The 18,614-nt window shown below is 67.8% G+C and carries 20 protein-coding genes and 1 pseudogene; 15 read left to right on the plus strand and 6 right to left on the minus strand.

Going from position 1 to position 18,614, the window contains the following annotated elements:
* Nucleotides 1-4: 4 nt before the first annotated feature.
* Nucleotides 5-1,468, minus strand: coding sequence for an NF041680 family putative transposase (locus tag OG912_RS38075; protein WP_443061125.1), 1,464 nt, complete (start codon nucleotides 1,466-1,468; stop codon nucleotides 5-7).
* Nucleotides 1,469-1,656: 188 nt separating this feature from the next.
* On the opposite strand from OG912_RS38075, the gene OG912_RS38080 reads away from it, so the two are divergent.
* Complete coding sequence (locus tag OG912_RS38080; protein ID WP_327713709.1) at nucleotides 1,657-2,103, plus strand: hypothetical protein; 447 nt, start codon at nucleotides 1,657-1,659, stop codon at nucleotides 2,101-2,103.
* A 13-nt stretch (nucleotides 2,104-2,116) separates the two neighbouring features.
* Here OG912_RS38080 and OG912_RS38085 read toward each other — a convergent pair whose 3' ends face one another.
* Nucleotides 2,117-2,692: a hypothetical protein gene (locus OG912_RS38085; protein ID WP_327713710.1), complete on the minus strand. Its 576-nt coding sequence runs from the start codon at nucleotides 2,690-2,692 to the stop codon at nucleotides 2,117-2,119.
* Between the two features lie 153 nt (nucleotides 2,693-2,845).
* Here OG912_RS38085 and OG912_RS38090 point away from each other — a divergent pair.
* The 9 genes and pseudogenes from OG912_RS38090 to OG912_RS38130 form a co-directional block, all read left to right on the plus strand.
* Nucleotides 2,846-3,441, plus strand: a pseudogene (locus OG912_RS38090) (IS701 family transposase); the annotation flags it as partial.
* Between the two features lie 199 nt (nucleotides 3,442-3,640).
* Nucleotides 3,641-4,105, plus strand: coding sequence for a hypothetical protein (locus OG912_RS38095; protein ID WP_327713711.1), 465 nt, complete (start codon nucleotides 3,641-3,643; stop codon nucleotides 4,103-4,105).
* A gap of 59 nt (nucleotides 4,106-4,164) precedes the next feature.
* The gene (fxsT, locus tag OG912_RS38100; protein ID WP_327713712.1) at nucleotides 4,165-6,906 is read left to right on the plus strand and encodes an FxSxx-COOH system tetratricopeptide repeat protein; all 2,742 of its coding nucleotides are present in this window, start codon (nucleotides 4,165-4,167) and stop codon (nucleotides 6,904-6,906) included.
* A 359-nt stretch (nucleotides 6,907-7,265) separates the two neighbouring features.
* Nucleotides 7,266-7,412, plus strand: a complete 147-nt coding sequence (locus OG912_RS38105) for a hypothetical protein (RefSeq protein ID WP_327713780.1) — start codon at nucleotides 7,266-7,268, stop codon at nucleotides 7,410-7,412.
* A 108-nt stretch (nucleotides 7,413-7,520) separates the two neighbouring features.
* The gene (locus tag OG912_RS38110; RefSeq protein ID WP_327713713.1) at nucleotides 7,521-7,790 is read left to right on the plus strand and encodes a DUF6233 domain-containing protein; all 270 of its coding nucleotides are present in this window, start codon (nucleotides 7,521-7,523) and stop codon (nucleotides 7,788-7,790) included.
* A 585-nt stretch (nucleotides 7,791-8,375) separates the two neighbouring features.
* Nucleotides 8,376-9,125: an HNH endonuclease family protein gene (locus OG912_RS38115; RefSeq protein ID WP_327713714.1), complete on the plus strand. Its 750-nt coding sequence runs from the start codon at nucleotides 8,376-8,378 to the stop codon at nucleotides 9,123-9,125.
* 161 nt (nucleotides 9,126-9,286) lie between these two features.
* A complete protein-coding gene (ku, locus tag OG912_RS38120; protein ID WP_327713715.1) occupies nucleotides 9,287-10,174 on the plus strand; it encodes a non-homologous end joining protein Ku in 888 nt (295 codons plus the stop codon).
* A gap of 427 nt (nucleotides 10,175-10,601) precedes the next feature.
* On the plus strand, nucleotides 10,602-10,919 hold the full coding sequence (locus OG912_RS38125; RefSeq protein WP_327713716.1) for a hypothetical protein: 318 nt from the start codon (nucleotides 10,602-10,604) through the stop codon (nucleotides 10,917-10,919).
* 52 nt (nucleotides 10,920-10,971) lie between these two features.
* Nucleotides 10,972-11,792 (plus strand): IS5 family transposase gene (locus OG912_RS38130; protein ID WP_327713717.1). Its coding sequence is split into 2 segments (ribosomal slippage): nucleotides 10,972-11,326 and nucleotides 11,326-11,792, totalling 822 coding nucleotides; the frame shifts between segments, so codons are not numbered across the junction.
* Here OG912_RS38130 and OG912_RS38135 read toward each other — a convergent pair.
* A complete protein-coding gene (locus OG912_RS38135) occupies nucleotides 11,782-12,138 on the minus strand; it encodes a hypothetical protein (RefSeq protein ID WP_327713718.1) in 357 nt (118 codons plus the stop codon). The genes OG912_RS38130 and OG912_RS38135 overlap by 11 nt on opposite strands.
* A 265-nt stretch (nucleotides 12,139-12,403) precedes the next feature.
* Between OG912_RS38135 and OG912_RS38140 the strand changes: the two genes are divergently transcribed.
* Complete coding sequence (locus tag OG912_RS38140; protein ID WP_327713196.1) at nucleotides 12,404-13,246, plus strand: IS5 family transposase; 843 nt, start codon at nucleotides 12,404-12,406, stop codon at nucleotides 13,244-13,246.
* Here OG912_RS38140 and OG912_RS38145 read toward each other — a convergent pair.
* Nucleotides 13,241-13,840 (minus strand): hypothetical protein, encoded by a 600-nt coding sequence (locus OG912_RS38145; protein WP_327713719.1) that lies wholly within the window; start codon nucleotides 13,838-13,840, stop codon nucleotides 13,241-13,243. The two genes, OG912_RS38140 and OG912_RS38145, sit on opposite strands and share 6 nt — an antisense overlap.
* On the opposite strand from OG912_RS38145, the gene OG912_RS38150 reads away from it, so the two are divergent.
* Entirely contained in the window at nucleotides 13,811-14,035 is a 225-nt protein-coding gene (locus tag OG912_RS38150) for a hypothetical protein (protein WP_327713720.1), read from the plus strand. The two genes, OG912_RS38145 and OG912_RS38150, sit on opposite strands and share 30 nt — an antisense overlap.
* 39 nt (nucleotides 14,036-14,074) lie before the next feature.
* Nucleotides 14,075-15,697, plus strand: coding sequence for a hypothetical protein (locus OG912_RS38155; RefSeq protein ID WP_327713721.1), 1,623 nt, complete (start codon nucleotides 14,075-14,077; stop codon nucleotides 15,695-15,697).
* Nucleotides 15,698-15,715: 18 nt separating this feature from the next.
* Here the strand turns inward: OG912_RS38155 and OG912_RS38160 are convergent, their stop codons facing one another.
* Nucleotides 15,716-17,008, minus strand: coding sequence for a PIN domain-containing protein (locus OG912_RS38160; protein ID WP_327713722.1), 1,293 nt, complete (start codon nucleotides 17,006-17,008; stop codon nucleotides 15,716-15,718).
* 376 nt (nucleotides 17,009-17,384) lie between these two features.
* On the opposite strand from OG912_RS38160, the gene OG912_RS38165 reads away from it, so the two are divergent.
* Nucleotides 17,385-17,732: a hypothetical protein gene (locus tag OG912_RS38165; RefSeq protein WP_327713723.1), complete on the plus strand. Its 348-nt coding sequence runs from the start codon at nucleotides 17,385-17,387 to the stop codon at nucleotides 17,730-17,732.
* 40 nt (nucleotides 17,733-17,772) lie between these two features.
* Nucleotides 17,773-17,904 carry a hypothetical protein gene (locus OG912_RS38170; protein ID WP_327713724.1) on the plus strand — a complete coding sequence of 44 codons (132 nt, stop codon included), beginning with the start codon at nucleotides 17,773-17,775 and terminating at the stop codon, nucleotides 17,902-17,904.
* A gap of 23 nt (nucleotides 17,905-17,927) precedes the next feature.
* On the opposite strand, the gene OG912_RS38175 is transcribed toward OG912_RS38170, so the two are convergent.
* Nucleotides 17,928-18,515 (minus strand): hypothetical protein, encoded by a 588-nt coding sequence (locus OG912_RS38175; RefSeq protein WP_327713725.1) that lies wholly within the window; start codon nucleotides 18,513-18,515, stop codon nucleotides 17,928-17,930.
* Nucleotides 18,516-18,614 lie beyond the last annotated feature (99 nt).

Genomic DNA, 18,614 nt, shown 5'->3' on the forward strand with positions numbered 1-18,614 from the left:
ACGTTTATCCAGTTCGGCGCGGTTTTGTGCCGACCTTGTGGTGGGCGGGACGGCTGAACGCCTCACCGGTGGCGAGCACTCTTCCCACGTCATGACGGGGGGCTGGGATGCGGTTCTTCGAACCCGATGGCCGACCTGGCCCGGGGCGGGAGGGTTTAGGTGCACCGGCTGGGGAACCGGTTTTCGTGCGCAGGTTTCTGAACCCCCTGCGGACACGGGCTGGTGTCAGTTTGTTCGGCTCGGCCGCCTTCTCCCAGGGCCGCCGCAAGTCGGTGCCCAGCGGCCGGGCCAGTCGGAGCTGGGCATAGGCGGCGATCACCAGCCGTGTCCACCGGTCGGCCGCTTCCGAGCTGCGAAGCCGGGGCTTGGTCCACCCGAGCGTCTGCTTGAACAGGCGAAACGTGTGCTCGATGTCGAAGCGACGCAGGAACGACTGCCAGCAGGGGGTGACATCTGCCCCGGTGGCGCCGGTGCCCGACCACCATAACCAGACCGGCTTGTTCACCCCACCGCTGGGCAGCTTCTCCACGACCAGGCGGATGACGGTGCCCTCGATGATGGGCAGCGGTCCGTCGTAGTCGATCCAGGCCGCCCGGCGGGTCAGCCGCGGGTGCAGCCGATCCCACGCCTGCGCAGTCGCCTTCCCATACAGCCGGGTGTCCGTGGTCGTCACCGCCTGCTCGGTTCCCCAGGTTGTGGGGTCGCCGAAGACGAACTCGCCGCCGTGCTTGGGCGGCCGGCCGGCCTTGGGGTCGTAGACCAGTGGCGGTGTTGGCCGTCGCATTACGCGGTCGGACCGGAGCCGACCAAGGATCTCGACAGGCAGTCCCGCCAGCAGGTGGGCGATGCGCGGGGCGTCGTATCCGGCGTCCAGTACGACCAGGACCTCTGGATCACCTGGTTCCCACTGGCCCGCAGCGACGAGCCGCTCGACGACCTCGCGGATCTGCACCGTGGTCACCGCGGCGACGTCGGCGCCGGGCTCCAGACGGACCGCGTCCAGCACCGCCGTCCACGAGGTCCGGCCGGTCTCCAACGCCGCCACGATGGAGTAAGGCCAGCCAGGCACCATCTGGTGTTTGCCCTCGCCCCGGCCGAATGTGTGGCAAAAGGCCCTGTCAGCACAGGTGCTGGCGTCCGGCCGCAGCCACGGCGAGACATCCACGGCCAGCACCAGTCGGCCATCCGCCGCCCTCGGCAACGGCAGCCCGGCCAGCGCCCGACGCAGCCGGCCCACATCGATCCGCCCCTGGTTGAGGCCGCCGTAGAGGGCTCCGTGTCCGCGGCGGTGTTCAGGCGCGAGCGCGAGGTCGACCAGCGTCCGCACCGGCCCGTCCGTGCACAACAGTGCGTCGCATAACTCGAACAACGCGTCGCCCCGCGCGGTCATGCACGCGTACAGCTCCGACGGGAAGTGAGACACGTCCGCGAACGCGTCCCGCAAGACACTCTGATGCACCAAGCTCACGACCACGGCCTTCGCGCTGTTCTTCTGCCTCTGTGACGGAGCACAGGATCAGACGAAGGCCGCCTGCGCGTCCGCTGGACTGCGAAACGTCGATCAAGGTCGAGGCCCCGTTCGAGTCGACCTGAACGGGGCCTCGAACAGCCCCAAGCACCGTTGTTCCTGACCTTCAACGTTGTCATGATCGTGAAATGAGCAGCGACAGAACGAACGAGATCCACCAATGGGGGCGATCTCTGTTCGAGCGGCAGCAGCAACCAGTGACATGGGCTGGCCACGTCCTTGAGGCAGCTTCCCTGATTCTGGGCAGGACTCCTGAGATCGAAGCAGCCCTGGAGATGGCCGCTGACCAAACGCAGTGGGGTCGAGGCCGCGAATTGTTCGATCGCGTTCGCCGGAGCAGTCTGAGCAGCGAAGCCCGACTCGCGGAACATCTGGTCTTCCGACTCGCTGAGCTGGTCGGCAAGCTCGCGCACAACGTTGCTGGGCCCTATCCGCACTTCGACCATCACGCCGGCTGGCAAATCGGGCCCATTGCGTATCGCCTTGCCAGCGAAGTGCAAGATCCGGCACTCCAGGACCGGCTCGCTTCCGCCCTGGGAGGCTGGCCAGCGACAGACCCCGGGACCGCACCGTAACTGGCCTGCGACGTTAATACTCCAGCCGTAGATCGTGACCCGGGGTCTGTGCCGATTGGGTTGACCAGTTGGTTGCCGCGATGGCGTCGCGTGCGATGTCGGTGACGGCGCGGCCGTCGGTGGGTACTCGTGCGACCCATGGAGGTGCGGTGACTTCCAGATGTTGGGCCATGGCAGTGCTTCGGGTGATGTGGGCGTCGAGTTGGCTGCCGATTTCTCGGGTGCCGAGGCGCTGCCGAGTGGTTGCGTCGTCGGCGGTCAGGAGGACCGCGGTGATGCGGGGTGTGCCGCCCATGGCGCGGGCGATCAGGTCGGGCTCCAGAACGGAGACGGTGTTGGTGTAGATCAGCCTGCGGTATCCCAGAGCGGCGTAGTTGCGCCAGAGCGCGGCGAGGTTTGCCTCGGTCATCTTCGTGCGGGCGGGGTCGTCGGCCGGGGCGGGGAATGCCTGGTCCAGGTTGTCGCCCTCGATCAGGCAGTGGGCGATGTGCAGGGTTTGCAGTTGCGCGGAGATCTCCCAGCCGACCGTGGTCTTGCCGACCCCGGCGCGGCCCCCGATGAGGAGTGCTTCGTATGCGACGGCTGGCACAGGTAGTCTCCTTGCGTTTGCAGGGCCGATGGTGTCTGAGGCGACGTGGGTGCGGCCACCGTTGATCATCGGTGTGTGAAGACAAACGATCATGCGGTGGCCGCGGGTCACAGCGTAGACCCTGCCCGCTGGCAGGAGGCGTTCGAGGGCTTGATGGGCCGGATCGCGGGTCGGTTCGCGCGGGTCGAACCACGTCGGCGGGTACGGAAGTTGGTGCTGGGCCTGCTGTCGGACCTGCCACGGAAGAACTGCTGGACGATCGCGGAGTGGGCCGGGGAGGCGACCCCGGACGGCATGCAGCATCTGCTGGGGCGGGCCAAGTGGGACGCCGACGCCGTGCGCGACGACGTGCGCGGCTACGTGGTGGACAACTTGTACGACGACCAGGCGCTGCTGGTCGTCGACGAGACGGGGGATGTGAAGAAGGGCACCGGCACGGTCGATGTCCAGCGCCAGTACACCGGCACCGCGGGCAGGATCGAAAATGCCCAGGTCGCTGTCTATCTGGTCTACGCCGGCCGGCGCGGGCACGCCGCGGTGGACCGGGAACTGTACGTTCCGCGTTCCTGGACCTCCGACCCCGCCCGCTGCCTTGCCGCCGGACTCGGCAAGGAGACGTCCTTCGCCACCAACCGGAGCTGGCCGCGCGCATGGTCGCCCGGTTCCTGGACGCCGGCCACCAGGCCGCCTGGGTCACGGGCGACGAGGTCTACGGGGGCAATCCCACGCTGCGAGCCGCGCTGTACGAGGCGGACCCTCGACGACGCCCGCTGGATTACGACGAGGTCCAGGCGCTGTTCGACGCGGCCGACGCCCGCCCTGCCAAGGCTCCCACGCGGGCGTAGCGCCCACGACCCCTCTCGTTCGGCCCCGGTACGCAAAGGCGGTCCAGAACCGGGGAGTTGCTGCCATGGTGGTGGACACGGACTGTCAATCGTGGGAGGCGGCATGGGACGGAATCTCAGGTGGGCGGTGGCGGGGCTGACGACTGCCGCTGCCTTCGCTGTGCCGGTGTGGCTGTGCGGGGCGATCGTGCTGCCGCCGCTACTGAAGGATCCCGCGATCCGCTGGTCGCTGGCCTCCGCACTCGGCGCGGTACTGGGCTCGCTGGCCGTCTTGTGGGGTCATGCCTTCGCCACCCGGGCCCCGGCAGGCGGGACCGCGGGCCGTACGGTGCAGGCCTCCGGCGAGCGCGCCGTCGCCGTCGGCGGCGACAGCCAGGCCCTCATCTCCACCGGCGACGGCCGCCCGCCCGCCCCGGCCCCGCCCGCTGCACCTGGGCGCGTGGCTCCTCCTGCCGTGCCACCGGCAGCCGACACGGTGGGCGCGTCCGGGCCCCGGTCGATTGCCATCGGCGGAAACAGCTCCGGCACCCTGTCGACGGGAGACCAGGGCGACGGCACCAGGCGGTGAGATGGCCCACGCGAAACCCAAAGCAGCCACCCGCTCTCGCCGGGACCGCCCCGCAGAATATGGCGTCAGGGCAGGATTCCGTCGTCATCGGCGGGCACAACTACGGGCTGGTGATGACCGGCGACAACGCCACGGCCGTCACCATTCCCGCCGAGGCGCTGCGCCCGCCCTCCGAGGTGCCGGCGCCCCCGGGACTGGACGACCTGCCGCTGCACCGGGGGCCATTCGTCGGCCGTAGCCGCGAACTGCGGCAACTCGACGCCGCGCTGGCGCAGCCTGGCGGCGTGCTCGTGCAGGCGGTGCACGGGCTGGGCGGGATCGGCAAGAGCACGCTCGCGGCGCATTGGGCTGCCACCCGCTCCCACGGCTGCTACCCGATCCGGTGGATCAACGCCGACAGCCCTGCCGGCGTCCAGGAGGGCCTGGAGGCGCTGGCGGCCGCCCTGCAACCGGTCCTGGCCAAGGTCCTGACCCCGCAGGCGCTGGCCGAGTACGCCCTGCGCTGGCTGGCCAGCCACACGGACTGGCTGCTGATCCTGGACAACGTCGAGCACCCCGCCGACATCACGCCGGTACTCGACCGCGCCCCCGGCGGACGCTTTCTGATCACCAGCAGACTCGCCACCACCTGGCAGGATCACACCACCGTGGTCCGCCTGGACGTCCTGGACCAGGCGGAGGCCCTGGACCTGCTCATCCGCCGGGCCACCGCCACCGCCCCGGAAAGAACTATGGATGGCGCCGCCGAACTGTGCGACGAACTGGGGTACCTGCCCCTGGCTGTGGAGCAGGCCGGCGCGTACCTGGCGCAGAACCAGCTCACCACCCCCCGGGCCTACCTGAACCTCATCGCCCGCGACCCGGCGATGATGTACGGGCAAGGAGCGGTCGGCACCGCACCCACGCGCACCATCGCCCGGATCTGGCGGGTCACCATGAACACAATTACCGACGGCCAGCCCCTGGCCGCGGACCTGCTGCGGACCCTTTCCTGGTACGCCCCCGACCACATCCCCACCCACCTCCTCGGCGACATCACCGAGCCCGCAGTCAACGCTGCACTCGGCCTCCTCACCGCCTACGGCATGGCCACCGCCGACCCGGCCACCGGCACCCTGTCCATGCACCGGCTCGTCCAGGCCGTCACCCGCACCCCCGACCCGACCGACCCTCACCGCACCCACGACGTGATCACCCAGGCCCGCGACCGCGCCACCACCCAACTGGACGCCGCCCTGCCCCTCCCTTGGAACGACCCGGCACTCTGGCCGACCTGGCGCACACTGCATTCCCACATCAACGCCCTGGCCGACCACGCACTCGCCGAGACTGACACCGATACCACTGCGCGTCTCCTCCACCGCACCGGGCTCTTCCTCAACAACCAAGGCCAGTCCACCCTTGCGATCACCTACCTTCAACGCGCGCTCACCGACCGGACGCGGGTGCTGGGTGAGGACGACCCCGACACCCTGACGTCCCGCAACAACCTCGCATACGCCTACCGATCGGTGGGCGATCTGAGGCGGGCCATCCCGCTGTACGAGCAGACCCTCACCGACCGGACGCGGGTGCTGGGTGAGGACCACTCCGACACCTTGGCCTCCCGCAACAACCTCGCCGGCGCCTACCGGTCGGTGGGCGACCTGAGGCGGGCCATCCCGCTGTACGAGCAGACCCTCACCGACATGGAGCGCGTGCTGGGTGAAGACCACCCCGACACCCTGGCCTCCCGCAACAACCTCGCCGGCGCCTACCGGTCGGTGGGCGACCTGAGGCGGGCCATCCCGCTGTACGAGCAGACCCTCACCGACACCGAGCGCGTGCTGGGTGAAGACCACCCCAACACCCTGACCTCCCGCAACAACCTCGCCGGCGCCTACCGGTCGGTGGGCGACCTGAGGCGGGCCATCCCGCTGTACGAGCAGACCCTCACCGACACCGAGCGCGTGCTGGGTGAAGACCACCCCAACACCCTGACCTCCCGCAACAACCTCGCCGGCGCCTACGAGACGGTGGGCGACCTAAGGCGGGCCATCCCGCTGTACGAGCAAACCCTCACCGACCGGACGCGGGTGCTGGGTGAAGACCACCCCAACACCCTGACCTCCCGCAACAACCTCGCCGGCGCCTACCAGACGGTGGGCGACCTAAGGCGGGCCATCCCGCTGTACGAGCAAACCCTCACCGACATGGAGCGGGTGCTGGGTGAAGACCACCCCGACACCCTGGCCTCCCGCAACAACCTCGCCGGCGCCTACGAGACGGTGGGCGACCTAAGGCGGGCCATCCCGCTGTACGAGCAAACCCTCACCGACACCGAGCGCGTGCTGGGTGAAGACCACCCCGACACCCTGGCCTCCCGCAACAACCTCGCCGGCGCCTACCAGACGGTGGGCGACCTAAGGCGGGCCATCCCGCTGTACGAGCAAACCCTCACCGACCGAACGCGGGTGCTGGGTGAAGACCACCCCGACACCCTGACCTCCCGCAACAACCTCGCCGGCGCCTACCAGACGGTGGGCGACCTAAGGCGGGCCATCCCGCTGTACGAGCAAACCCTCACCGACACCGAGCGCGTGCTGGGTGAAGACCACCCCGACACCCTGGCCTCCCGCAACAACCTCGCCGGCGCTTACCAGACGGTGGGCGACCTGAGGCGGGCCATCCCGCTGTACGAGCAAACCCTCACCGACATGGAGCGGGTGCTGGGTGAGGACCACCCCTTGACGGCGGCAGTCCGCGGCAATCTTGCATCTGCACGCATAAAACGTGCCGTCGACGTGCCCAAATGGATGTGAAGCGCCGGTGTCACAAACATCGTTGTGACACTGCGTGCAGGTGACTTCGGGGGATCGAATTCCCCAGGTCGTCTTGTGTCAGAACCTGGTCTCACAAGTGAGTGTCAAAACCAGCCTGTCATCGTCAGGTTATGCGACAGCGGCGCTCATGGATCTCGCGTACTGCAGAGTCAGCACCACCGCGCAGGACCTCACCCGGCAGATCGACGCCATGCATGACGCCGACGTTACCGAAGAGCACATCTACGTCGACAAGCACACCGGCGCCAACATGGAGCGCGAAGGGCTGAAGGCGCTGCTGGCTTCGCCCGGCCCGGAGACCGGATCAACGTACTCACCTGGACCGGCTGGGCCGCAACATGCGCGAGACCCTGAACCTCGTGCACGCCCTGACCGAGCGCGGCATCTTCCTGCTGGACTACATCGACGGATCCTCGCGTCTCGAACACCCTGGACTCGACCACTCCGACGAGCGCGGGCAGGGGAATAGCGCACGGTCCGAATAGCGCCTCTTCACCAGTACGACGTCCCGTTCCGGGTGAGTACCGGTCGTGGACGCCTGCTGAGCACGTCCACCGGATCGAGGGCGCCTCGTACGACGTCACGTCGTACCGGTGGAGCGGCTGCCGTCATGGACGGAGACCCCCGCTCCCCCGGTCGTCCGGGTGGAGCCCGCGGTGGCGTGGCGCGTCACGGTGGAGCGTCGCCGGACAGACGTGGACGTGCCGGCGCGCACGGTGGTCCACCGCGCCGACTGCTGGCAGGCGGAGGACACCCAGCCCGGGGCCGTGGACATCCGGTCAGAGGCCAAGGCGCGGGAGGCGATGGCGCAGCCCGGCGCGCGGGGCTGCATCCACTGCGGCACGGATGTGTTTCTGGTGTGAGCCCGAGCCACGCCGCGCGGTATTCCTGGCGGGCCGGCAGGAGGCCATCGCCATGTGATGCCGCATCACTCGTACCGGTGGGGCGGAGCGCGCGACCCTGCCTGGGGCGCTGCGCCTGGGGCACGGTGAGGCCATGCACCGCCCCTTGATCCTGCTCGCAGCAGTGACCGCTGCTCTCCTGACGGGGTGCGTTTCCGTACCCTCGTCGGACAACACGCCCCTCCCCGATTGGCAACACCGCAGGCGTACGAAAGGCCATCGCCCGCGTGCAGCAGATCGTCCGCACCTACGACATCTCACTCGAACCCATCACGGAACAACTCATTGCCCTGGTCCTCTCGGAGTCCCCTGCACCAGCACCTGCCCAACGCTGAGTGCCCTTTGCGGCACCTGGCAGGACTGACCACACCAGCATTGTCAGTGCCTCGTGCCACGCTGTACGTGCCCGGTGGTGCCCTCACCTCGAAGCCGATGCCATCACCGGGCGGCAAGGCGTACCACCAGCACACATGACCCCCTGTCACCACAGCAGCTCTCCCTGCAATCATGAGGGCCCGTCAGCCCCCGACCAGCCGGAGCACCGCTGTGCCAGCACGCCCGCTCGCCATCGCCCCTCTCGCCACCGCCCTCCTCATCGCCTCCCTCGTCGGATGCAACCCAGGAGTGGCCGACTCCGAGGGCGACTCCAAACCCGCACCCGCCACCTCCCACTCCTCCTCGGCATCCGGGACCGCATCCGCAGCACCCGGCGCCCCGGCCGGCGGCAACGACCTGTCCCTCGCCCAGGCCATCGCGAAGATTCCCGCCGGCACCGAGGACCGCACCGGGTACGAGCGCGACAGTTTCCGCCTGTGGGTCGATGCCGACAAGGACGGCTGCGACACCCGCAAGGAGGTCTTGATTGCCGAGGCCGTCAAGGCACCCGAGCAAGGCGCCCGGTGTGCCCTGACCAGTGGTGAGTGGCTCTCGTACTACGACGAGGTCACCGTGGACGCCGCCACCAAGCTCGACATCGACCACGTCGTACCGCTGGCCGAAGCCTGGGATTCCGGGGCCTCGCAGTGGGACGCGGACCGGCGAGAGCGGTACGCAAATGACCTGGACGCGGACAGGTCGCTGGTTGCTGTCACCGCAAGCAAGAACCGGCAAAAGGCTGACCGGGACCCGGCAGAGTGGTTGCCGCCGGCCGCCTCCGCCCAGTGCACCTACGGCGCGGACTGGGTCGGAACAAAGCTGAGGTGGAAGCTGACCGCGGACGCCAAGGAGCGGGCCGCTCTGGACAAGCTGGCAGAAGGCTGCCCCGACACCGTCGTGAAGTACGAAGCCGCACAGTAGTGGCGGCGCCCGCCACCCAGCCCAGATGCGGGCACCGACCTGCGGCGTGAGGATCGGAGTACGGGCGGTGGCCCGGGTTGCCCCTGGCCCCGACCAGCTGTCTCCCTAACCGGCGGCCAGACCACCACCCGCCATCCCCAGGGGGGCCCTGGGAGGTCTGAATGCCGTCCATCTGGAGCGGTGCCATCTCGTTTGGCCTGGTCAACATACCTATCCGCGTCTCGTCCGCCTCAGAGGATCACTCGATCCACTTCCACCAGATGCACCTGGAGGACGGTGGTCGAGTACGCACCCGGAAGGTGTGCGAAATCGACGGCGAGGTCCTCGGCCAGGAGGACATCGGCAAGGGCTACGAGCTCACCAAGGACGAGACGGTCCCGGTCACCGATGAAGAGCTCGACCAGATGCCACTGCCTACGGCGAAGGCGATCGAGATCGTGGCATTCGTGGACCTTGAGTCGATCGATCCGGTGCGACTGGCCGACAGCTACTACCTCTCGGCCGACGGAGCTGTGGCGGCCAAGCCATATGTGCTTCTGCGGCGCGCTCTGGAGCGGACTTCCAAGGCCGCCATCGCGAAATTCGCATGGCACAACCGAGAGAGGCTCGGTCTGCTCAGCGTTCGCGGAGAAGCCCTCGTCCTGCACTCCATGAAGTGGCCCGATGAGGTGCGCTCCCCGGCCGAGCTCGCCCCGGACGCTGTGGACGTGGACGAAGACGAGATCCAGCGCGCCCTGGAGCTCATGGACTCGATGACGACGGACGACTTCAGCGGCTACCGGGATGAGTACCGGGATGCTCTGGAGGAGCTCATCGAGGCGAAAGTCGAGGGCAAGGAGCCAGCAGCGCACACCGACGGGGGCGGGCAGAAGCCAGCCGAAGTCCTTGACCTCATGTCGGCGCTGAACGCGTCCGTGGAGAAGGCCAAGAAGAGCCGCGGCAAGACCGACAGTGACGACGCCACGGCCCACGAGATGAAGCCGCGCAAGAAGGCGGCCGCGAAGAAGGCCCCCGCCAAGAAGGCAGGGAAGAAGAAGACGAGCGCCTGACGCCAGCCCGAGCCCGATGGATGAACGCAATTACGCCCCGCTCAGCCGTCAGGCCAAGCGGGGCGTAGCAGTGTGTGCAGGTCACCGCCGCCAGACGGCAGATCTCGCACGCCTCGATATCCGGCTCAAGGTCCGGATCTCGCCGACTGTCGCAGAGAAGGGTCCCATCGTTTGCGGTCTCTGCCGCCAGGACTTTGCCGCACCGTCGGCCTGAACACACGAAAGCGGCCCGCCATCCCCCCAGGGACAGTGGGCCGCTCGCATGTACGGCACCTTCTACCTGCACCGTACGACTCAGGGCCGCTCCGTGTACGGCGAACCAATCAACATGGCCGGACAGGCGATCCATGACCCATTGCGGCACATCTACCATCACACCCTGGCCCGCCCACACGCACGAGACCCCGACCGGCTATAGCGTCCCAGAATGGATCAAGGCGTAGCAGCGCTGCTGGCTGCCGGTGTTTCACTCGTCGTTGGTAGCGGAAGCGGCACCGTAACAGTCTGGCTCTTCCGGGAACGGCTGCGAACTGAGCACATGGCGGAGGCCGCCATCAACAGACTCCTCAAGCATGCCGAATGGCCCTATAGGTCCCTCGATAGAATCAGGAAGGAGATCGGCGGATTCGACGACACAGAGCTGCGTAGGTTGCTCGTCCGCTCTGGCGCGGTGCGTTTGCCAAATGATCCAGAACTAGGAGAGGTCTGGGGCCTCGTGAAGCGCAACAAGGATGCCCTTGCCTAGGGCCACGCCTTAGACGTCGTTTCTTATGGCGTGCACGCTCGTTGGCCTGTGCATGACGGATCTGGTTGAGCGGCTGGTGCCGGATGAGTTGTGGGCGTTGTTCCAACGGGTGGTGCCGCCCACGGAGGTGCGGCGTCCGCAGGACGGGGGCCGACGCCGGGCTGGTGACCGTGAAGTTCTGGCTGCGGTTGTCTTCGTGGCCACTTCGGGGTGTACGTGGAGACAGCTCCCACCGGTGTTCGGGCCGGCCTGGCAGACGGTCTACCGGCGGTTCGCCCAGTGGAGCGCGGACCGGGTCTGGGCCCGGCTCCACCGCGTGGTCCTGGACGAGCTCGGGGCCCGGGGTGGGTTGGACTGGTCGCGGTGCGCGATCGACTCGGTCAGTGTCCGAGCTGCAAAAGGGGGCTTCTGACGGGACCGAATCCGACCGACCGTGGCAAGTTGGGATCGAAAATCCATCTGGTCACGGACCGGAACGGACTGCCACTGTCGCTGGGTATCTCCGGCGCCAACATGCACGACAGCCAGGGCCTGGAACCGCTCATCCGAGGCATCCCACCCATCCGCTCCCGCCGCGGCCCGCGCCGCAGGCGCCCCGCGAAGCTGCATGCGGACAAGGGCTACGACTACGACCACCTGCGGCGATGGCTCCGCGGACGCGGCATACGCCAGCGCATCGCCCGGAGAGGCATCGAGTCCTCGCAACGGCTCGGCCGCCACCGATGGGTCGTCGAACGAACCGTTTCCTGGCTGTCCGGCTGCCGCCGCCTCCACCGCCGCTACGAACGAAAACCCGAGCACTTCCTCGCCTTCGTCGGCATAGCCGCAACCTTCATCTGCTATCGCCGATTGGCTGTCCCACTCACGGCCTGAGCCGGTTCTGCTGTACGTCGAAGCAGACCAGGTCCATCGACCCCGCCACGGCCGCCACGTACGCGGACGCCTCCTCGGCCATGCTCCAGCGCATGGGGAGGTAGATCAGCGGACCACTGGCTTCGCGGATCAACGGCCCGGTTGACCATGGCGAGGTGTCCTCCTCGTCCTCGGTGAGGTCGCACCACCGCTCAAGCAACGCAGCCACGTAGGTCGCTATGCGTTCGGAAGGAGGCTCTCCAACCTCGCTGTCGATGTAGCGGTCGTACAGGCCGCTGAGGATTCGGCCCGCGGTCTTGTCATCCGTCGGCCTCTCGCCTTCCCAGACAGCAAGGTCGTAGCTCATACCAGCAGACTTTCATGTCGCTCTGACAGCCATAAGAAACGACGTCTAAAAGAGCGTTTTGTCCCTACAGGGGTGCTTCATTGCCGTTTAGTTAACGGACCGCTTCGGGTCGGCTGGGGCAGTAGACGTGTTTGTGACAGGTGAGGCGGATGACGGCTTTCGAGGGCCCGTTTCGGTCCCTTCGCTCCTGTCTGATCCCAACGCGCCCCCGTTCGCACCGGTTTGCGCCCTGTGGCAGGGCGGCGGCCATCGGTACTACAGAAACATGCCTCGTAAGCAGCGGCCCTATCCGAGTGACCTGTCCGATGCCCGTTGGCAACTGCTGGAACCAACTCTGACAGCCTGGCGGGCCGAGCGAAGAGGAAAGGGACTGGACATCGGCCGACCGCCCGAACACGATCTGCGCCGGATCATGGACGCCATCCTCTACGTCGACCGGACCGGGATCCCCTGGCGGTACCTGCCGCACGACTTCGCCCCATGGGAGACGGTTTACGGGTACTTCGCCGCCTGGCAGAAGGACGAGGTCTTCGACCAGCTCAACGGTCTCCTGCGGCGACTGGTCCGGGAGGCCGAAGGCCGTGACGCCGATCCGAGCGCCTGCGTCCTGGACGCCCAAAGCATCAAGACCTCGGCCAATGTGCCCGCGGCCGACCAGGGCATCGACGCGGGCAAGAAGATCGCGGGCCGCAAACGGCACATCGGCGTCGACACGCTCGGCCTCCTCCTGGCCGTGCTGGTCACAGCCGCCAACGTTTCCGACAACGTCGGCGGCATTCAGGTTCTCTCGAGCATCGCCGCAGACCATCCGCGTGTCACGAAGGCGTGGGCCGACACGGGCTACCGCACCAAGGTCATCGACCACGGCGCCCGCCTCGGCATCGACGTCGAAATCACCCGCCGCGACCCCGCTCACAAGGGCTTCAAGGTGATTCCGCGACGCTGGGTCGTCGAGCGGACCTTCGGATGGCTCATGCACCACCGCCGCCTCGCCCGCGACTACGAAACCCACCCCCATCGCTCCGAAGCGATGATCCACCTCGCGATGATCGACCTGATGAGCCGCAGGCTCACCCGAGAGTCGACTCCGAACTGGAAGGACTCATAGCCGCCGGGCCACGGTGACCCGCGCATCCTCACTCCTCATCGACCGCGGCCAGCGGCTATCGATGAGACTCGCCGCTTCCCGACAGGCGCCGCACGCATCTCCCCGTTCCGGCAGCCACGAGTAGTCGGACGGTGACATGCCGGCTTCCTGAATGCCGCACAGCGTCTTGTCGAAGATGCCGAACGCGTGGGAGACACCAGAGGCAAGGCCATCCGCGACAGCCTTCTCCCAGCGCATCCCCAGGGGCAGATACGGCGGGCGCGAAATCTCGAACCACTCGCCGCCCACATGGGTGGCCGCATGGCACCAGGAACAGGACCAGATCTCCTCTTCCCAGGCCGTCGGTGGTACCGGCCACCGCCACATCGACCGCCCGCACACATCACACTCCACAGGCGGATCCTCACACGCCGGCACGGGCCGACCAAAGCGGCCAACATCGCGCCAGTTATCAAACGCCCTGGCCAGGACAAAACGCTCTTTAAGAAGGCCATCGACCGCACCATCGCGGACAGCATCGCCCGCGGCGAGGAGAAGATCGACGACATCCGGCGCGAGCAGATCATGCGGTACCACCGTCTCCAGGCCGCCCACTGGGGCAAGGCGATCAAGGGCGACACCAAGGCGAGCGACATCGTCCTCAAGTGCATGCAAGGCACCGAGCGCCTCCAGGACCTCGTCTCGCCCAAGCGCATCAGCATCGATGCCCAGAAGCTCGGCGACGACATCCTCGCCCTGCTCGCCGATGACGGTGCCGGCAACGACGACGACGCCGGAGCAGCACCGTGACCGACCACGGACGGGCCCGGCCGGGGGAGGGGCGACAGGATGCCAACCGCCGAGGAGATTGAGCGCCAGGTCCTCGAGCTCGTCCGGGCGGGCGACGTCGCGACGCTCCGCCTGGTCCGGGACCGTTTCGCCTCGCGGCGCAGCAGCGCGTCCGCCCAGCGGGCCGTCAAGTACATGGACGACCCGGTCGGCTGGGTGCGGGACGTCATCGACTGGCAGCCCGGCGAAGGGCTCGCCGCCTACCAGGAGGACGTCCTCGACCTGCTTGCCCGGGAGCGTCGTGTCGCGGCCCGCGGACCGCATGGTCTGGGCAAGACCGGCATGGCCGCGCTCGGCGTCCTCTGGTTCGCGACGACCCGCGATGCTGCCGGCATCGACTGGAAGGTCCTGACGACCGCCTCCGCCTGGCGGCACCTCTCCGTGTATCTGTTCCCGGAGATCCACAAGTGGGCGCGGCGCATCAAGTGGGAGATGCTCGGCCGCCCGCCGTTCCGGGAGAACGCCGAGCTCCTCGTCCACAACATCAAGCTCAGGTACGGAGCGGCGTCCGCGGTCGCCTCAACGAAGCCCGAGCTGATCGAGGGTGCGCACGCCGACAGCCTGCTCTACCTGATCGACGAGGCGAAGATCGTCCCTGATGGCACCTGGGACGCCATTGAAGGCGCCTTCTCCGGCGGCAAGACCTCCGGCCTACCCGAAGCGTTCGTCTTCGCCATCTCGACGCCTGGGCCCCCGTCAGGGCGTTTCTACGACATCCACAGCAGGAAGCCGGGGTTCGAGGACTGGTTCGTACGGCACGTCACCCTCGCTGAGGCGGTCGCTGCCGGCCGGATCTCCCCAGACTGGGCGGAGCAGCGCGCCCGCCAGTGGGGCCGAGACTCCGCGATCTACGCGAACCGTGTCCTCGGCGAGTTCCACGCCTCCGACGAGGACAGCGTCATCCCCCTGTCCTGGGTCGAGGCCGCCGTCGAGCGCTGGCACCTGTGGGACCAGGCCGGACGGCCGGCACTCGAGGGGCGGCAGTTCCTCGGCGTCGACGTCGCACGCGCCGGGGGAGACTCCACCGTCCTCGCGTACCGGACCGGCCTCGCGTACACCGAGCTCGAGACGCACGACCGCGAGGACACCATGGAGACGACCGCCCGCGTTCAGGCCGCCGTGGGCCGCCGCCTGGGCACCGTGCCGGTCGTCGACTCCATGGGTGTCGGCGGTGGCGTCGTCGACCGCCTCAGGGAGCTCGACGAGCCCGTCCTCGCCTACACCGGAGCAGCGAAGAGCCGCATGCGGTCGAGAGACGGAGAGTGGGGGTTCAACAACACCAGGAGCGCCGCCTACTGGCGCACCCGGGAGCTCCTCGACCCCGCGTTCGACCCGACACTGATGCTCCCGCCGGATGACCTCCTGCTCGCCGACCTGACCGCCCCGACATGGGCGGTCAAGACCGGGCGACCTCCGACGATCCAGATCGAGCCGAAGGACGACCTGATCAAACGGCTCGGCCGCTCCCCGGACCGCGGGGACGCCGTCGTGATGGGCCTGTACGCCGAGCTGCTCGCCTCGACGACCGTTCAGAACCCGGCGAAGGCCGGCACGGGCAGCCAGGCCGCAGCGAGCAGGTACGGGCGCACCATCGGCGGGACACACTCGGCGCGGGGGAGGTAGGGGCCAGGCTGGCTCCAACTACAGGTCCTCTTCCTCCTCCCGGTAAGCATCGTCGTCCGAGAGGGGTTGCTCCTTTGCGGCCCTTTGCAGGGTGCTCAACAGGTCTCCCTCGTTGACCCTCAGGTACTCAGGGACGTTCTGCAGGCTGGGATCCGGATTGCTCATGGAGTGGAGGAAGGCCATAAACATCTCCAGCTTCGTTGCCTTGCCTCCCCGGTCAAGCCCAATTTCACGCGCCCTTGCCAGGGCGGCGGTGCTGGGGCTGACCTGCATGGTCCACTCGACGTCCCGGACGTTCACAGTGGCTGCAGTGCGCACGCCCCGGCCAAGACGCTCGATCTCGAGGCATCGGCCTGTCTTATTACTGATGGGGGCGAGGAAAGGGCCCTCCCAGTGGCAAGCCGCCATCGTGAAGTGTCCGCCTACAAGAGCCAGACCCGAAATCTCCCAGCGGGAGGAGGCGACGACGTACTCCTCCTCCCCGAGCCGATAGGCCTGGAACGGGCCGACATCGACGAGTCTGGCGTGCGGCCCGTCCTTGTACTTGAGCCACCCAGTCGCCTCCGCGCGTTCGCCAGCAGACGTCATAACGTCGAATGCCAGCCCCGCATTGACGTTGCCCCACATGTCAGCGGCCATCTCCTGAATGGTGACGGCGTTCCGTTCCAGCAGCGCCCGGACGTCCCCCTCTTCGATATCGACGGTGGGTGCCACCAGGGCGAGTACGTCACCGAGATTCGTCAGGTGCTTGAACCGGTCGCCCAGGTCCTCGACATCGGCGTCCATCGGCGACGGGTAGACGCCTCCGCCCTTCGTGAAATCCTTGTGGTTACTGCTGACGAAGTACACGTTCTCGTCAGGGTGATCTCGTGCGTACTCGATGGCCGTCAGCCAGATCGCCGCATCGCGAGCACCGATCTTCGGAGCCCTCTCGCCCTCGCCTTTTCTCTTGGCCGGTGGCAGAACGTTGGCCTCTCGGAACATCCCTTCCCGCAGCGCGGCCTCGCTTGTGGGTAGCACCTCCAGAATGCCGCGGTACTTATCCCGCCAGAGCTTCCGTACCCCCTCCGGGTCCGGGCTGTCTAGCTTCGGTTCCGTCCGGTGGCTCTTTCCCTGAAGGCGGCTGAGGGCAAGGGTGGCGGCCTCGTGCGCCTCTCCGTAGGCCAGAGCCTTCTGAGCCGCGAGTTCCTCGACTGCCATCCAAGGAGCGCCGATCTGCTCCGCCTTGGTCCGCCTGATGGCGCGCAGGACTGCTGCCTCGCTGCCGTCGAGACTCATCCCGCGTATCACGCAACTATCCAGAATGATCATGCCGTTGCCCTAGCTCTCGCTCAATGTCCAGATACGAGTAGCACCCGGAGCCTGCTCTTCGCAGCCGAGTTGACGCACCGCGTCCTCGCGCGGAGCTGTCGGTACAGCGAGGCGCGCTCGCCAGCGGTGCTCCGGAGGTAGCAGCTGGCCCCCGGGGAGGACGCATCCACCGGGGGCCAGCGAAGCCCGGCCGTACTCCGGGCCGGAGGCGCCATCAGCTACAGGGTGCGTAGTCCTGCGCCGCCCGGGCACTGTATCGGCGGCACGTCGGCGGCGCGCGGCCGGTGACGAAAAGCTGCGACTGGCCCACCCGGGTCACGCCGCCCTGAGATCATCAGTCCGTCCCGACCCGTGACACGAACCGAGGTGCCCCAAGATGTGGGACTACGCAAAGCTCTCCGCAGAAGCCTCGAAGCTGGGCGGCCCCGCAGCCCTTCGAACCGCCTACAAGCTGGCGGGCCGCACGAAGGGCCTCGAGAAGGGCCTCGAGAAGGGTCTCGCCATCGGTCTGTGGGCGGGCCGCGCACAAGGCGTTGTCGTCACCGCTGGTGTCGCCTACGCGGGGAACGCCATCTACAAGACGCTGCGCGCCCGCAGCGTCGTCAGCGCCGACGCCCAACCGGCGGCCGAAGCCACCGCAGGGACGCCCGCACCCGGCGAGCAGCCTGACGTGCAGGCAACCGAGCCTCCGGCCGTATCGGTGGAGGATCCGGCAGACCAGTAGGCGGCCCGGCCGCTCCCCCGACCGTGGGGACGCCGTCGTGATGGGCCTGTACGCCGAGCTGCTCGCCTCGACGACCGTGCAGAACCCGGCGAAGGGGACGGGCAGTCAGGCCGCCGCCAACCGGTACGGGCGCACCATCGGCGGCGGGACGTCCTCAGCGCGGGGCAGGTAGGGGGCGAGGCGAGGCAGTAGCCATCAGGCGGCCGGGCCGGGGGAACCGGTCGGCGGGCTCGCCAGGGGTGCGGGGGCCGGACGCTGTGCGGCCCGGATCGCGTTGTGGATGTCCGATCGCTCTTCGGCGTTGTAGAGCGCACGGTGGGCGCGCTTTGTGCGCAGGGCCCTCCATAAGGCTTCTGTGATCGACACGAAATAGCCTTCGACGACCAGCACCGCAATTGAGATGGCAGTGACGTAGAAGGAGCTTTCTGCGAGGTCAGGGTCTGGACCGGCGTTGGCGGTTCCGATCCACCTCAGCATCCGCAACTGGCTCTCGAGCAGCAGACCGCAGAGCGAGAACCAGACAACGCTAGCCAAGACGACCGGGGTCGATCGCCCTAGCTCGCGCCGCGCCTGGCGCGACCCGAGCTTGAGGAGGTCGTCGACGGTGTACTCCTCGCCGCGCCGCTTCGCATCCATCAGCGCAGCCCTCTTCGCGAGACGCTGTCGTTGCAGCTCGGTCACCGCTTGGTATGACCTCTGCATTAGCTTCGTGTACTGCACTGTGCCGATCAGTAGAACCGCGCCGTTCAGTGTCGTCAGCACTGCCACGTTGTCGTTGCTCATCGCCCAGGCCACGGGCCCCCCCACGGTTCGTATCGCGTCGCGTCTCGGCTCTATGAGTACCGGACAGGCGGGCCCCCTACTCGGCGAACCCTTCAACTC

The sequence above is a fragment of the Streptomyces sp. NBC_00464 genome, assembly GCF_036013915.1.
Taxonomy (GTDB): Bacteria; Actinomycetota; Actinomycetes; order Streptomycetales; family Streptomycetaceae; genus Streptomyces.

Excerpts from the sequence above, each read along its gene's own strand:
- OG912_RS38150 (WP_327713720.1), top strand. The coding sequence starts at position 13,811 with ATGCGGTACCACCGTCTCCAGGCCGCCCACTGGGGCAAGGCGATCAAG.
- OG912_RS38095 (WP_327713711.1), top strand. The coding sequence starts at position 3,641 with ATGGGACGGAATCTCAGGTGGGCGGTGGCGGGGCTGACGACTGCCGCT.
- OG912_RS38165 (WP_327713723.1), top strand. The coding sequence starts at position 17,385 with ATGTGGGACTACGCAAAGCTCTCCGCAGAAGCCTCGAAGCTGGGCGGC.
- OG912_RS38160 (WP_327713722.1), bottom strand. The coding sequence starts at position 17,008 with ATGATCATTCTGGATAGTTGCGTGATACGCGGGATGAGTCTCGACGGC.
- OG912_RS38105 (WP_327713780.1), top strand. The coding sequence starts at position 7,266 with ATGCGCGAGACCCTGAACCTCGTGCACGCCCTGACCGAGCGCGGCATC.
- OG912_RS38175 (WP_327713725.1), bottom strand. The coding sequence starts at position 18,515 with ATGAGCAACGACAACGTGGCAGTGCTGACGACACTGAACGGCGCGGTT.
- fxsT (WP_327713712.1), top strand. The coding sequence starts at position 4,165 with ATGGCGTCAGGGCAGGATTCCGTCGTCATCGGCGGGCACAACTACGGG.
- OG912_RS38135 (WP_327713718.1), bottom strand. The coding sequence starts at position 12,138 with ATGAGCTACGACCTTGCTGTCTGGGAAGGCGAGAGGCCGACGGATGAC.
- OG912_RS38125 (WP_327713716.1), top strand. The coding sequence starts at position 10,602 with ATGGATCAAGGCGTAGCAGCGCTGCTGGCTGCCGGTGTTTCACTCGTC.
- ku (WP_327713715.1), top strand. The coding sequence starts at position 9,287 with ATGCCGTCCATCTGGAGCGGTGCCATCTCGTTTGGCCTGGTCAACATA.
- OG912_RS38080 (WP_327713709.1), top strand. The coding sequence starts at position 1,657 with ATGAGCAGCGACAGAACGAACGAGATCCACCAATGGGGGCGATCTCTG.
- OG912_RS38140 (WP_327713196.1), top strand. The coding sequence starts at position 12,404 with ATGCCTCGTAAGCAGCGGCCCTATCCGAGTGACCTGTCCGATGCCCGT.
- OG912_RS38155 (WP_327713721.1), top strand. The coding sequence starts at position 14,075 with ATGCCAACCGCCGAGGAGATTGAGCGCCAGGTCCTCGAGCTCGTCCGG.
- OG912_RS38170 (WP_327713724.1), top strand. The coding sequence starts at position 17,773 with ATGGGCCTGTACGCCGAGCTGCTCGCCTCGACGACCGTGCAGAACCCG.